Annotated in this window: 12 protein-coding genes and 2 pseudogenes; 13 read left to right on the forward strand and 1 reads right to left on the reverse strand. The window is 36.3% G+C overall.

Features of this window, described 5'->3' with window-relative positions; translation table 11 throughout:
* Positions 1 to 87: 87 nt before the first annotated feature.
* The 13 genes and pseudogenes from nhaA (at position 88) to GGR21_RS19260 (ending at position 13,597) form a co-directional block, all read left to right on the forward strand.
* Complete coding sequence (gene nhaA / locus GGR21_RS19200; protein WP_183308916.1) at positions 88 to 1,371, forward strand: Na+/H+ antiporter NhaA; 1,284 nt, start codon at positions 88 to 90, stop codon at positions 1,369 to 1,371.
* Positions 1,371 to 2,765 (forward strand): TrkH family potassium uptake protein, encoded by a 1,395-nt coding sequence (locus GGR21_RS19205; RefSeq protein WP_108821998.1) that lies wholly within the window; start codon positions 1,371 to 1,373, stop codon positions 2,763 to 2,765. Before nhaA ends, GGR21_RS19205 begins: the two co-directional genes overlap by 1 nt.
* 12 nt (positions 2,766 to 2,777) lie before the next feature.
* Positions 2,778 to 3,476: a potassium channel family protein gene (locus GGR21_RS19210; RefSeq protein WP_026625794.1), complete on the forward strand. Its 699-nt coding sequence runs from the start codon at positions 2,778 to 2,780 to the stop codon at positions 3,474 to 3,476.
* Between the two features lie 99 nt (positions 3,477 to 3,575).
* Positions 3,576 to 4,919, forward strand: a complete 1,344-nt coding sequence (locus GGR21_RS19215) for a TIGR00341 family protein (RefSeq protein WP_026625793.1) — start codon at positions 3,576 to 3,578, stop codon at positions 4,917 to 4,919.
* 446 nt (positions 4,920 to 5,365) lie between these two features.
* A complete protein-coding gene (locus tag GGR21_RS19220) occupies positions 5,366 to 5,725 on the forward strand; it encodes a MarR family winged helix-turn-helix transcriptional regulator (protein WP_183308893.1) in 360 nt (119 codons plus the stop codon).
* A gap of 50 nt (positions 5,726 to 5,775) precedes the next feature.
* Positions 5,776 to 7,425 (forward strand): annotated as a pseudogene (locus tag GGR21_RS19225) (CoA-disulfide reductase); the annotation flags it as partial.
* Between the two features lie 138 nt (positions 7,426 to 7,563).
* A pseudogene (locus GGR21_RS19230) lies at positions 7,564 to 7,761 on the forward strand (DUF6132 family protein); the annotation flags it as partial.
* Positions 7,735 to 8,082 carry a rhodanese-like domain-containing protein gene (locus GGR21_RS19235; protein WP_349630702.1) on the forward strand — a complete coding sequence of 116 codons (348 nt, stop codon included), beginning with the start codon at positions 7,735 to 7,737 and terminating at the stop codon, positions 8,080 to 8,082. The pseudogene GGR21_RS19230 and the gene GGR21_RS19235, both read left to right, overlap by 27 nt.
* Positions 8,083 to 8,086: 4 nt before the next feature.
* A complete protein-coding gene (locus GGR21_RS19240) occupies positions 8,087 to 8,323 on the forward strand; it encodes a hypothetical protein (protein WP_026625791.1) in 237 nt (78 codons plus the stop codon).
* Positions 8,324 to 8,325: 2 nt separating this feature from the next.
* Positions 8,326 to 8,796, forward strand: a complete 471-nt coding sequence (gene trxA, locus GGR21_RS19245) for a thioredoxin (protein WP_183308895.1) — start codon at positions 8,326 to 8,328, stop codon at positions 8,794 to 8,796.
* Positions 8,797 to 8,820: 24 nt separating this feature from the next.
* The gene (locus tag GGR21_RS19250) at positions 8,821 to 9,198 is read left to right on the forward strand and encodes a winged helix DNA-binding protein (protein WP_006800614.1); all 378 of its coding nucleotides are present in this window, start codon (positions 8,821 to 8,823) and stop codon (positions 9,196 to 9,198) included.
* A gap of 428 nt (positions 9,199 to 9,626) precedes the next feature.
* Complete coding sequence (locus tag GGR21_RS19255; RefSeq protein ID WP_183308896.1) at positions 9,627 to 11,792, forward strand: bifunctional alpha,alpha-trehalose-phosphate synthase (UDP-forming)/trehalose-phosphatase; 2,166 nt, start codon at positions 9,627 to 9,629, stop codon at positions 11,790 to 11,792.
* Positions 11,793 to 11,803: 11 nt separating this feature from the next.
* A complete protein-coding gene (locus GGR21_RS19260) occupies positions 11,804 to 13,597 on the forward strand; it encodes a glycoside hydrolase family 15 protein (RefSeq protein ID WP_183308897.1) in 1,794 nt (597 codons plus the stop codon).
* 74 nt (positions 13,598 to 13,671) lie between these two features.
* Here GGR21_RS19260 and GGR21_RS19265 read toward each other — a convergent pair whose 3' ends face one another.
* Positions 13,672 to 14,289: a class I SAM-dependent methyltransferase gene (locus GGR21_RS19265; protein ID WP_183308898.1), complete on the reverse strand. Its 618-nt coding sequence runs from the start codon at positions 14,287 to 14,289 to the stop codon at positions 13,672 to 13,674.
* Between the last annotated feature and the right edge of the window lie 2 nt (positions 14,290 to 14,291).

Below are 14,291 nucleotides of genomic sequence, written 5' to 3' on the forward strand. Positions count from 1 at the left end.
ATGAAGAATAAATATCTTTAATCAATCTCATCCGAGAGCACTTAGTGGTATACTTTTCAATTACTAAGTGGACTACTTTTCAATTATATTATACAATTTATATTACAGGAAAAGGCCGGAGGTATAGTCCTCGGGCTGAGTGTTATCATTGCTATGATCTTAGCTAATTCCCCATGGTCGGAAGACTATTTTCATTTATTGGAGCATAAACTGGGATTTATATTTGATGGCATTCCATTCTTTGAATATAGCATTCATCACTGGATCAATGACGGGCTGATGGCTGTTTTCTTCTTTGTAGTGGGCTTAGAACTCAAAAGGGAGATTGTAGGAGGAGAATTATCCAATCCGCGTAAAGCCCTTTTGCCTATCGGTGCAGCAATCGGCGGTATGCTCGTACCCGCACTTATCTATATTATCCTGAATCCATCAGGAGAAGTTCATCACGGATGGGGAATACCGATGGCAACCGATATTGCTTTCGCATTGGGTGTTTTGTATCTGTTAGGGAGTAAAATACCACTATCACTGAAAGTGTTTCTAACAGCATTGGCTATTGTTGATGATCTGGGGGCTGTCTTGGTTATTGCATTTTTCTATACATCCGATATTTCATTTATGAGCCTTGCTATTGGTTTTGGCTTTGCTCTTATTATGTTCGTTGGCAATAAAATGGGTGTGCGGAGTATTTTGTTCTACGCCATATTTGGTATTCTCGGAGTGTGGACATCTTTTCTCTTATCAGGAGTACATGCTACAATAGCTTCTGTTATTGCCGCCTTTATGATTCCTGCGGATGTGAAAATAAGAGAGAATCTATTTGTGGAACGGATAAAGAACTATCTGAATAAATTCAGGGAGGTCGATCCTAAAAACGAAATACCGACGCTTACAAATGACCAGTTGCATTTGTTGGAAGAAATAAAAATAGATACCAATAAAGCCATTCCGCCATTGCAACGCTTAGAACATCGAATGCATCCTTTAGTGACATTTGTTATCATACCGATATTTGCTCTGGCCAATGCCGGGGTTTCACTCAATATTGATGTTGAGCAACTATTCAGTACGAATATAGCTTTAGGCGTAGCTCTAGGCCTACTATTGGGCAAAGTGTTAGGTGTGGTTGGCTTTACTCTTTTGTTGATAAAGCTGAAAGTCGCACCATTCCCTCAAGGGATGAATGTCCGTAATCTGTTTGGTTTAGGTTTGCTGGCATCTATTGGTTTTACCATGTCGCTATTTATCACTTCTTTGGCATTCACTCATCCCGAATATATGGTACAAGCCAAGATTGGTATTTTTGCAGCTTCTATCATTGGCGGAGTATTAGGATATATCACATTAAGCCGTTCCGTAAAGCATAAATAATGTTATCCCGAATAAAATATATAGGATTAAACCCGGCTCGCTTATTTGTTCTCAGTTTTTTAGGACTGATTCTTATCGGGACAATTTTACTGTTATTACCGGTATCCACAACCGGGAGCATCAGCCTGATAGATGCTCTTTTTACAACAACGAGTGCAGTTTGTGTAACAGGTCTGGTAGCACTGGATACAAGTAAAGATTTTACACTGTTCGGACAAACAGTCATCATGGTCATGATTCAGGCCGGCGGTTTAGGTATATTGACTTTTGCCAGTTATTTCAGCTACTTCTTTAAGGGAGGCTCGTCTTATGAGGATCAATTAACGATGGGCAATATCTCTAACATAGAGAAGATTGATGAAATTTTTAAGACCTTAAAGCGGATATTAATTATAACAGTTGGTATTGAAGCTGTCGGGGCTTTCTTTATTTTTACTAGTTTAAGTTCTGCTTTGATGCCTGGTCTGAGTGATCGGATTTATTTTTCAGTATTTCATTCCATATCCGCTTTTTGTAATGCAGGCTTTTCCACATTGCCCCATGGTATCATGGAAAACGGATATGTGGATAACTACAGATTCCAATTGAGCCTGATATTCCTTTTTGTTCTCGGAGGATTAGGATTCCCGATTGTAATCAATTTGTTGAAATACCTGAAACATTTAATCAGAAGAACATTCTTACAGATTTTCAATCATAAAAAAGACGTTTACAAGCCTTGGGTGATGAAACTGGGAAGTAAGATAAATCTGGTTACAACTATCTCTTTAATTGTTATCGGAACCATCCTTATTTTTATCAACGAGTATAATAATATACTGGCTTCTCATCAGGGAATCGGGAAATTCGTCACAGCACTATTTACAGCGACAACGCCCCGTACAGCAGGGTTCAATTCAGTTGATTTTAATCAGTTACATCTATCGTCACTCATTATTATAATCATCTTGATGTGGATCGGAGCTTCTCCTGCCTCTACGGGAGGAGGTATAAAAACCAGTACATTTGCAATAGCCGTTCTGAACTTTATCAGTTTGGCCAAAGGGCGAAAGAATATTGAGGTGTATAGTCGGGAGGTATCAGAAACATCCATAAGACGAGCTTTTGCGGTGATGACACTTTCTGTTGTTGTTTTGGGGATAGGTTCATTACTTATTTCCTATTTTGATGAAGGCTTGCGGCTATTAGATATTATATTTGAATCGGTTTCGGCCTATAGTACAGTCGGGCTGAGTCTGGGGATAACTCCCGGTTTAAGTTCTGCCAGTAAACTGGTGCTGATAATACTGATGTTTATAGGACGTGTAACAACACTCACGCTGCTTATTGCTTTCTTTAAGCAAGTGAGGATGTCTAATTATACTTATCCATCGGAGGAGATACTGATTAATTAAAAAGAAGAAAGAATGAAATATATTATTGTCGGACTCGGTGTATTCGGTTCTTCACTTGCTGAGAAGTTAGCATCACAGGGCAATGAGGTAATCGGAGTAGATACAAAGATGCAACGGGTAAATGAACTGAAAGATAAAATAACACATGTTGCATGTTTGAATGTAACAGATGCTGCTGCAGTAGAAACATTACCCTTGAAGAATACAGATGTGGTCATTGTCTGTATAGGAGAAGATCAAGGTGCTAATATAATGGCGACAGCCATGTTTAAAAACCTGAATGTAAAACGGCTTATAGGAAGATCTCTTAATCCTCTGCAAGAAAATGTTTTACAGGCAATCGGCGTACATGAGATTGTCCGGCCGGAAGAAGAAACCGCAGAAAGATGGGCCAAGAAACTAACGCTTCGGGGAATGGTAGATTCTTTTGAGTTAAATGAGAATTACAGCATGGTAGAGATTGTAGTGCCGGATATTCTTGTTGGAAAGACAATCGAAGAAATCGGTTTTCGTAAGGAATATAATATGCTCGTGTTGACTGTTATCAAAAATGTAGAAAAGAAGAGCATAATAGGGAAAACCAGAGTTGTTGCCGACGTTCAAGGTATACCAACACCCGATACCATGTTAGAAAAAAATGATATCTTGGTTGTTTATGGATCTAACAAAGATATTAAACAGTTTATAAGCAAGAACAAAAATCATAAATAGAAAAAGTGTGATTGGTAAATATATAATTGATAAAAAAGAAGTATCTTTTCCATGGTTATTCAAATCAGGTGTATAGTCTGAATACTAATAATATATAGCATGTATAACTTCATACGAAAAGTAGTCACTTACGTTAGTCTGCAAAAGCAAACCGAAGACTTTGAAGAAATCCATAATTCGATAACACAGGGGATTTCGTTCAAGGGGACGAATATATGGATATTAGTTTGCGCGATAATCATAGCATCCGTAGGGCTTAATACCAATTCAACCGCTGTGATAATAGGAGCCATGCTTATTTCTCCACTGATGGGGCCAATCAATGGAATGGGTTACAGTATTGCTATTCATGATTTTGGATTGCTTCGTCAGTCATTAAAAAACTTTGGTTTTGCGGTGCTGGCCAGCCTTATAGCATCCACTGTTTATTTTTCGATAACCCCCGTTCATACAGCCCATTCAGAGCTTTTAGCCCGAACCAGTCCGACGATTTATGATGTTTTAATTGCTCTATTTGGTGGATTTGCGGGTATTATAGCAATCAGCAGTAAGCAGAAAGGAAATGTTATTCCCGGTGTTGCTATTGCTACGGCCTTGATGCCACCTCTCTGTACAGCCGGCTACGGTTTAGCTACGCTCCAATTTTCTTTTTTCTATGGAGCATTCTATCTGTTTACCATCAACACTGTTTGTATTGCTTATGCTTCGGTTTTAATTTCTCAAATGTTGAAGTTTCCGATCAGAGATACCAACATAAGTGAGACAAGAAAGAATCGTATCAATCAGGGCTTATCAATCGTTCTTATTATAATCATATTGCCCAGTATATATTTGGGTTACCGGATGTCCCAGAATGAGAAATTCAGAGTAAATGCCGAAAAATATACACGTTATGTAGGAATATACAAAGGGAATTATTTATTAAACAATGAGGTTGCTGCAAACAGGAAAGAAATTAATTTGGTATACGGCGGATCTTCGTTGACAGAAGAAGACAAAGATGCAATTATCGGTCAGGCAAGCTTATTCTCTTTAGATGATGCGAAAATAACAATAGAACAAGGGTTGGCCATAGATAATGATATAGCTAAGGATAGACTAAAAGCTCAGTCTGAAGAAGAGAGGTCCCGGCAACAAATAGTCCGCTTAAATGTAGAAATTGCTGATTATAAACAAAAAATAGACAGTATACAAAGCCAATATCTTATAGGCAAACAATTACTGTCTGAGTTGACTCCTTTATACCCTCATATAGAGAGTTGTTCGTATGCCCAATCATATATCTATACCCAGAATGATACTTTGCATAGAGCGAAAACTGGTGTATTTATGATCACATCTAAACGCATTCTTCCAAAGAACGATCAGGAGAAAATAAAGAATTGGCTAATGAAAAGATTAAATGAAAAAGAAATTAGGGTCTATTTTGACAGAATTAATTGATTGATCAAGACCGAACTTGTAGAAATATTTTAATGGAATAATCAAGGGTCTTTTAAATTATTCCTCTACCTGTGTTAAATTATATTGTAGAAATGCCAAATATCAGAACGTGCTATTTCTTTTGATGCATTAGTTTTACTCCATTTATCTTATCTGAAATAAATCTCCCCCGGCTGTCTAAATAACTGTTTTAGAAATAAAGGGTGTATACTTCGTCATAATCATAGAAATTACTCTGATTAGATAAGCTCCCGAACTTCTATCCTCTGGTATTTGAGTAGTGTCTATTAGTAGTCTATATAGACGAACTAATAGAATGGTATAACCGATGTTGTAAATTTCTATTTTTCACAAAACGTATATGATCAAACATTTCATGAAAGAAAGTTTGCTAATCTTAAAATATTTATTTCCTTTGTTTATTATTTCCAGTGGAATTATAATATATGTGCATAATTACAAAAATAAAGAATATACAGAAAATACTTTATAGACTCGAAAAAGTGTTTTTAGAAAACAATGGCATCACATTAAATGAAGCTATTATTATATATTCTTTGCCCGAAACAAGAAGCTCCTGTGCGGGTTATCTGTCCGGCCAGCTTGACGTATCGAACTCCCGGACATCTAAAATTCTGAGTAGCTTAGAGCAGCAGGAATATATTATAAGGACAATGGGACAAGCCGATAAAAGGCAGATGCTTTTTTCATTAACGGAAAAGGGACTGGAGAAAAAGAAAGAAATACAGAGATCTGAAGGTGAATATAGAGAACTTATTAAGTCATTGGCTAAGTTTATGGACTAACCAAAATTTCAGACAGATCTTATAAACCATTTTATTAAAAAAATAAATATATGAAAATATTAATTGTAGGAGGAGTTGCCGGGGGAGCATCTGTTGCAGCCCGTTTAAGGAGAATGGATGAACAGGCTGAAATTATTTTATTTGAAAGAGGCGAATATATTTCTTATGCCAATTGTGGATTACCATATTATATCGGAGGTACAATAGCGGACAGAGATAATCTTTTCGTCCAAACTGTAGATGGATTTTCTAAGCGATTCAAGATAGACATCAGGGTATTGCAGAAAGTAATCTGTATCAATAGGGAAAATAAAAGTATAACCATACAAAACCTTATCACAAATAAAGAATATACTGAATCTTATGACAAACTTATTCTATCTACCGGATCAGAACCGGTGAAACCTCCAATCAAAGGCATCGATAGCAGAAAGATATTTACACTCCGTAATGTACCTGATACCGATAAAATCAAAAACTTTCTTATAACTCATAAACCCCAAAAAGCAGTTGTCATCGGCGGAGGATTTATCGGACTGGAAATGGTAGAAAATTTACATAATGCAGGACTTGAAGTACAGTTAGTGGAGAAGGCGGATCAGGTTATGGCTCCAATTGATTTTTCCATGGCCGCAATAGTTCATCAGCAACTTAGGCAGAAAGGAGTAGAGCTTTATCTGAAAGAAGGAGTGACTTCTTTCCTCGAAGAAGAAAACGGCGTTAGAATAGTATTGGAAAGCGGTAGAGAACTTATCTCCGATATGGTTATTTTCAGTATTGGTGTTCGTCCCGATATTAAGATTGTAAAAGATGCAGGGCTGGAACTTGGAACGACAGGAGGGATTAAAGTTAATAGTTATATGCAGACGAGTGATAACAATATCTATGCCTTGGGTGATGCCGTGGAAGTACTGAATCCGGTAATAACTAAACAGATGTTGATTCCTTTGGCGGGTCCGGCCAATAAACAAGCCCGTATTGTTGCAGATAACATACTGGAGGATAACAAATATATCTACCCGGGAACTATCGGCACATCTATAGCTAAGGTGTTTGACCTAACCGTTGCGGCGACAGGACTTTCATCCAAAGTGCTGAACAGGGAGTGTATTGAGCATATATCATCTTTTACTCATGGAAGTTCACACGCGGGATACTATCCCGGAGCATCTCAATTGTCAGTAAAGGTTAATTTCTCCCCCTTGAATGGAAAGCTTTTGGGAGCTCAGGTTGTAGGAAAAGAAGGAGCCGACAAAAGAATTGAGTTGTTTTCTGAGGTTATAAAAAAAGGAGGTACAATTTACGATCTGATGGATATTGAGCATGCATATGCCCCGCCTTATTCATCGGCTAAAGACCCTGTCAATATGGCTGGTTTTGTAGCTGATAATATTCTTAAAGGAAAGATGAAAGTAGCCCAATGGCGGGATATTGGAAAAATAAATCTCGCCAAAACGACCCTGTTAGATGTCCGTACTTCAGAAGAATGCAGCGAAGGATATATCAAGGGTGCGATGAACATCCCCCTGGATGAACTGCGTTCCCGGATTAAAGAAATACCAAAAGAGAAGGACGTTTTAATCTATTGTGCTGTCGGCTTACGCGGGTATATTGCTTCGCGGATATTAGCACAATATGGATTTTCTAATGTTCTAAATCTGTCAGGAGGTTATACAACCTATGCAACAGCAATAGCAGAATACTCTTTATAATAGAAAAATTCAGCCATCACTCCGTATTTAAACAAAATTAGAGTTTTAAATACATTATTTCTTATGGAACTATATTCTAATGGAAATAATATATTATCTTTGTAAGAAATATAAACGCAATTAAATATGCAAATAATAAAAAACAATTGGACATATCTCTTAGGAGCACTTATCGGAGCAATAGGTGGATATATGTATTGGAGGTATATTGGATGTAGTACCGGTACTTGTCCCATAACGTCATCACCTACAATCAGTACTCTATACGGAGTTTTATTGGGAGGCTTATTCGGAGGAATTTTTAAAAGAAATAAAAAAAACAAAAATAAAATAAATAATATGGCGGGATTTCTTAGCAGATTACTCGGATTGGAGGACAAAGCTGATTTTAAAGTTCTCTTAGAGAATGGAGCTATACTTCTGGATGTCCGAACAAAAGAAGAATATAAACAGGGAGCAGCAACAAACTCAGTCAATATTCCTCTGGATAGTTTGAATAGTAATTTATCGAAACTAAAAAAAGATAAACCGATTATTGCTATATGTGCCAGTGGTATGCGTAGTCGCAGTGCGGTGACTCTCTTAAAGAATAAAGGTTTTCAGAAAGTATATAATGGCGGAAGCTGGTTTAATTTTAATGAGTAACAGAATGAAACGCATATTAAAGAAATGGGATGCAGCCCGGATAATTCGTTTATTGTTGGGAGTGTTGATAGCTATCTATTCAATATCTACGAAGGATTATATGTTTTTAGTTTTAGGTGGATTGCTACTTTTTCAGGCAATTATGAATATTTCCTGTTGTGGCTCCGCAGGGTGCTATACAGACAATAAGTACAAAGAAAATATTTATGGAGATCAGATAAAAAAATATAAACCGGATTAAAAATGAAGTATACAATACTACTTCCACTTGTGGCATTATTGCTTATTTCTTGTAATAACACAGCTGAGACAAAAAGTCAAACAAAAGAAACAATTAAAAAAGAAGATAAAATGACAACAATACATTTAACAAAAGCAGAATTCTTGTCAAAAGTTGCTAATTTTGAAACAAATCCTACTGAATGGAAATATTTAGGGGATAAATCGGCATTGATTGATTTCTATGCTGATTGGTGTGGCCCTTGTAAAGCTATAGCTCCGGTGCTGGATGAATTGGCCGCAGAATACGGAGGTCGTATATATATTTATAAGATAAATACGGAAACTGAACCTGAACTAGCGTCTGCGTTTGGGATAAGAAGCATACCTTCTTTACTGTTTGTTCCGATGACCGGACAACCTCAAATGGGTGCAGGAGCATTACCAAAACAGCAACTGAAGGAGGCTATTGATAATCTTTTATTAAAAGAGTAACAGTAAATATAAATTTAGACTAAAATGGCAGACAATACAAATAATTCGCAAGTAAGAACATTATGCCAGATCAGGGATGTGTATCGGGCTATTTATGACTTTGAGTTAAACTTTCAGCAATTATATGATCTTGGACTGAACGAAGGGATGCTGCTATGTTCGCTGAATGCTCAGAAATATTCATCCAATGAATTGGCTAGTGTATTGGGATTGAGCAATTCGAATACATCGAAAGTGATAAAATCGGTCGAAAAGAAAGGGCTTATCAGACGTATTGTAGGTAAGGAGGATAAGCGCCAGATGTATTTTGCTTTGACTGATCTGGGCAAGAAGAAACTTGAATCGATAAAATGTGCTGAGTTTGATATACCTCAAACACTAGAATCTATTATAAAAAGATAAAATTTTTATCTATTGACGATTTGTTCTCTCTTTTTTCTACTATAAAACAAGTTGCAAATACGCAACAAGAACCACTACGTATTAGTAAGTTAGATTTTGGATAAAAGATCTAATTTCCGTGTAATTTCATAGGTTAGGCAAATTTTATTATCTTTGTAAAAGTCTTGAATACATTGAAAACAATATTGTTTTTTCTTCTTTAAAATCTACTTATTCGGTAGATACCTTATTTAAGCGGAGTTGATCCGAAATATAGCCAATATATAATTCAGTTTTCTTAAAGGAATTTAGGTTACTCTTTTGGGCTTCATATGATAATTAATCTGAGGATAATAAAGTTTCTATAGGTTCACTACATCCTTCTGTGTTCAAGCGAATTATTCCATTTTTAATAATCGGACTGCCCTGCCCGATACAAAAATTATTTTATGAAGTTGATTATTATATCTAATAGATTACCACTGAAAGTAGTGGAAGAGGAAAATGAGTACAAGGTCGTTCCTAGCTCAGGTGGTCTTTCAACCGGACTGAACTCATTAGAGACAAATATGGAAACACATTGGATCGGTTGGACTGGAATGTATCTTGATGATCTGCGTGAACAAGAAAAAATAGACAAACAACTGGCTGATCTAAACTTTCATTCGGTAAATCTTACCCCTTCACAAATAGAAAATTATTATGAAGGATACAGTAACAGTGTAATTTGGCCGCTTTCTCATTATTTTTTTAGCAATGTAAGGTACAATAATGACTACTGGTCTGTATATAAGGAGGTGAATGCTTTATTCTGTGAAAAAGCAATGCAAATAATAGAACCTAGTGATATTGTTTGGATTCAGGACTATCAATTGATGCTTTTACCTCGAATGATAAGAGACCGAATACCTGGAGTCAGTATTGGTTATTTCCATCATATACCATTTCCTTCTTATGAATTATTTAGGTGCTTGCCCGAAAGAAGTGATATTTTAAACGGTCTGTTAGGTGCCGATCTTGTTGCTTTCCATACGCATGGATATATGAGACATTTCATTAGTGCTGTTTACCGGGTACTGAAATTAGATTGTAACCTCGATGAAATTCATTTAGATGACAGAATCGTAGATGTGGATGCTTTTCCAATGGGAATAAACTATGATATGTATCACAATGCTTTACTAAATCCGGATATAAAGAAGCAAGCTGATAAACTACGAGGTGAGTTTGGTAACAGCAAGCTTATATTATCTGTAGATAGGCTCGACTATAGTAAAGGTATTCTTATGCGTTTAAGGTGTTTTGAAGACTTTCTGGCGAACCAACCCCAATACAGAGGAAAGGTTAGCCTCATTATGATTGTCGCTCCATCAAGAGACAATGTTGATATTTATGCAAAACTGAAAGAAGATATAGACCAGAAGGTGGGAGCTATCAATGGTAAGTATGCGACAGCAGGATGGCAACCAATCAATTATTTTTATAGGTCATTCGTCTTCGAAGAGATCGCCGCTTTATATCATATATCGGATATCTGTTTAGTTAACCCTTTTAGGGATGGAATGAATCTTGTTGCAAAAGAGTATATTGCAACAAAACGAGATGGGAAAGGAGTGCTCATTTTAAGTGAAATGGCCGGAGCATCTATTGAGCTATCTGATGCACTGATAGTGAATCCAACTAATATAAAAGAAATAGAAAATGCTCTTCTTCAAGCACTGGAAATGCCAGAAGAGGAACAAAAAGCAACTATCTCAAATATGCAAGAGATTATTTCTTCTCAACATGTTGGACAATGGGCCAAAGATTTTATAGATGAATTGGTCTTAGTAAAAAAGAAAAATAAAGAATTACAAAAGAAAATAATTGTACAAAAAAACTTCAATGAAATAAAAGATGCATATCAAAAAGCAGAAAAACGTCTGATTATTTTAGACTATGATGGCACATTGGTTTCGTTTCACCGCAATCCGATGAAAGCATCACCAACGATTGACGTTCTTGATCTTTTAGAAAAAATGTGTGCCGATAGCCATAATAAAATGATAATAAGTAGTGGTAGGGATAAACAGACACTTGAAGATTGGTTAGGACATTTACCTTTGGACATGGCTGCCGAACATGGTATGTTTTATAAAGAACATGGTATATGGAAAAGTAAAGTGCAGAAAATTGAATGGGATCAAGAGATAATAGACATAATTAAACATACAGTTAAAAAGACTCCACGTTCGAAACTGGAAATAAAAGAGACAGCCTTGGTCTTTCATTACAGGGATGTTGATGTCTGGCTAGCAGACCTACGTGTAACACAACTGATAAATGCCTTGATAAATCCAACGTCGAGACAGAACTTGCAGATAATGAAGGGAAATAAGATTGTAGAAATTAAGTCAGGTGAATTTAATAAAGGCTCAGAAGCTTTAAGGCTAATGAATCAAAGTGAATACGATTTTGTGATGGCTATAGGAGATGATACAACTGATGAAGAAATGTTTATGGCATTGCCGGATACCGCTATTACTATAAAAGTAGGAGACCCATCAAATGCAGCGCGGTATAATATTCCAAAACAAGATTTAAACATTGATTTTTTGAAAAAACTAATAAAATAATTTGATTGCTTATGGATAATCTAGATTACGGTGTAGTTGGAAATTGTAAAACGGCTGCTTTAATATCAAAAGAGGGAAGCATCGATTGGCTTTGTTTTCCGGTATTCGATTCTCCATCTGTATTTTCTAAATTGTTAGATAATGATAAAGGTGGGAGTTTTTCATTCATTGTTTCTGATGGCTATCGTATTACACAAAATTACTTTAAAGAAACAAATATACTTGGTACTCGCTTTGCTTCTGATGAGGGTGTATTTGAAGTACTTGATTTTATGCCAAGATATAAGACTCGTGAAGACGAGTATTATATACCTTCCGAGATCTATCGTTATGTAAGGCTTATTGAAGGTAAACCGCGTTTCAGGATAAATTATACTCCTGTAATGAATTACGCTAGAGATTCAGTCATACATAAAAAGTTTACCGACTTTATAAGAACATTTTCTTTAGCAGATGGGACTGATAACATCTATTTATATTCAAGTATTGACTTTGATTCCATATTAAATCAAGAAGAAATTATTCTGGAGCAGGATCAATACATGTTATTGTCGTATAGTCAGAAATTAGCAAATATAGATATCGACCGTGCTTATCTAGAATATCAGCGTACAAAAATTTACTGGTTGAACTGGAATAATCGTTCCCGAAAATTTGTAGAATATAATGACTATATCTGTCGCAGTTTGTTAGCTCTTAAATTGATGTGTTATGAGTCATCTGGAGCTATTATGGCAGCTCTGACCACCAGTATTCCGGAGACAATAGGTGAAGTCCGCAACTGGGATTATCGATTTTGTTGGATTCGTGATGCATCTATGTCTATAGAAACGCTCATAGAGCTTGGACATCATTCGACAGCGAAACGGTTTATGTCCTTTGTAAAGGATATATTGAAATCTAAATCAGATTCTTTACAAATTATGTATGGAATAGATGGTAGCCGTACGTTAAAAGAAGAGATATTACCTCATTTGGCAGGATATGAAAATTCCCAACCGGTAAGAATCGGTAATGCCGCATATTTCCAAAAACAAAATGACACTTTCGGCTATTTGATGGATGTTATACATAGCTATTATTTCCGTTTTCCTGGGACATTGGGCGAGTTGGAAGAAATGTGGGAAGTTGTTAAATCGATCATCAGAACGGTTTATATTGTTTGGCGAAATCCTGATCAGAGTATATGGGAGTTCCGTAACATCGAAAAGCATTTTGTCTTCTCGAAGGTAATGTGTTGGGTAGCTCTTGACAGAGCAATAGAGATAGCTAAACTTTTAAATCAGGCCGATTATGTATCAGCATGGCAAAAAGAAGCGATGGCTATAAAAGAAGATGTGATGCTCAATGGCTGGAACGATCAGATTCAAAGTTTTACTCAAGCTTATGATAATACGCATATGGATTCATCATTGCTTTTGATGGAACAGTATGGTTTTATAGATGCAGGTAATGATCGCTATATAAAAACGGTAAAGCGTATAAAAGATGAATTATATCATAATGGATTGATGTATCGATATAAAGTTGATGATGACTTTGGTTTGCCCTCTTCTGCTTTTACTATCTGTACTTTTTGGCTAACTCGTGCATTGTTTATGATTGGAGAGAAAGGCGAAGCCCGGAAAATATTTGATCAGCTACTGACGTATTCTAATCATCTGGGATTATTTAGTGAGGATCTGGATTTCGAAACCAAGCGTATGATGGGGAATTTCCCTCAGGCGTATTCCCATCTGGCATTGATAAAGACTGCTTTACTATTCTCGGAGGAACGGAGATATATCAATTTTATTAAACCTTGAAAATTGACTCAGTAGAGTTTTTTATAAGTTATACAATAGAGGCACAGGTAATGAGAACCTGTGCCTTTGTTTTTTTATATCTTTTTGCCTACAAAGCGTATAACAGAAGCTTTACCATTATGTCCTATACCTTCTGCCAGTCTTATTTCTTTTTCTTCTAAAAGATCGATCTCCATCGAATCAAAGATAGAGAGAATTTCTTGCTTCGAATACATCATATCCACATATGGCGGACCTCCGGCTAATGGGTTTTGTTGCTGATGTTTTACATGTTCTTTACCGAATCCTTCAATAATAATATGCCCTCCGGTTTTCAACAAAGGCAATAACGACCTGTGATATTTCTCTTTTAATTGTTCCGGTAGGTGAACATAGGTAAGAGCAATTACATCATAGGAGTCGACAATATAATTTTCAGAGATATCTTCGAAATCAATCACTTTGAATGAAATATTCACGCTATTCTTTTGAGCCAAACGCAAGGCTTTTTCTTTAGCTTGCTGGCTTTGGTCGAAAGCGTCTACACTCCATCCCCTTGTTGTTGCATATACACCATTCCGTCCCTCTCCATCAGCCGGAAGAAGAATTTTTCCTGTTGGAAGCGTATCGATGATTTGCTTGAAGAATAGATTTGGAGCTTCTCCATAGCGGTATTCTTCCATATTGTAACTTTCGTCCCATTTATTATTCATAG

This window comes from Dysgonomonas hofstadii, assembly GCF_014196915.1.
Lineage (GTDB): Bacteria > Bacteroidota > Bacteroidia > Bacteroidales > Dysgonomonadaceae > Dysgonomonas > Dysgonomonas hofstadii.

Bases quoted from the DNA above. Each gene is read 5' to 3' on its own strand.
- GGR21_RS19205 (WP_108821998.1), top strand. From the start codon at position 1,371: ATGTTATCCCGAATAAAATATATAGGATTAAACCCGGCTCGCTTATTT.
- GGR21_RS19210 (WP_026625794.1), top strand. From the start codon at position 2,778: ATGAAATATATTATTGTCGGACTCGGTGTATTCGGTTCTTCACTTGCT.
- GGR21_RS19215 (WP_026625793.1), top strand. From the start codon at position 3,576: ATGTATAACTTCATACGAAAAGTAGTCACTTACGTTAGTCTGCAAAAG.
- GGR21_RS19220 (WP_183308893.1), top strand. From the start codon at position 5,366: ATGTGCATAATTACAAAAATAAAGAATATACAGAAAATACTTTATAGA.
- GGR21_RS19240 (WP_026625791.1), top strand. From the start codon at position 8,087: ATGAAACGCATATTAAAGAAATGGGATGCAGCCCGGATAATTCGTTTA.
- trxA (WP_183308895.1), top strand. From the start codon at position 8,326: ATGAAGTATACAATACTACTTCCACTTGTGGCATTATTGCTTATTTCT.
- GGR21_RS19250 (WP_006800614.1), top strand. From the start codon at position 8,821: ATGGCAGACAATACAAATAATTCGCAAGTAAGAACATTATGCCAGATC.
- GGR21_RS19255 (WP_183308896.1), top strand. From the start codon at position 9,627: ATGAAGTTGATTATTATATCTAATAGATTACCACTGAAAGTAGTGGAA.
- GGR21_RS19260 (WP_183308897.1), top strand. From the start codon at position 11,804: ATGGATAATCTAGATTACGGTGTAGTTGGAAATTGTAAAACGGCTGCT.
- GGR21_RS19265 (WP_183308898.1), bottom strand. From the start codon at position 14,289: ATGAATAATAAATGGGACGAAAGTTACAATATGGAAGAATACCGCTAT.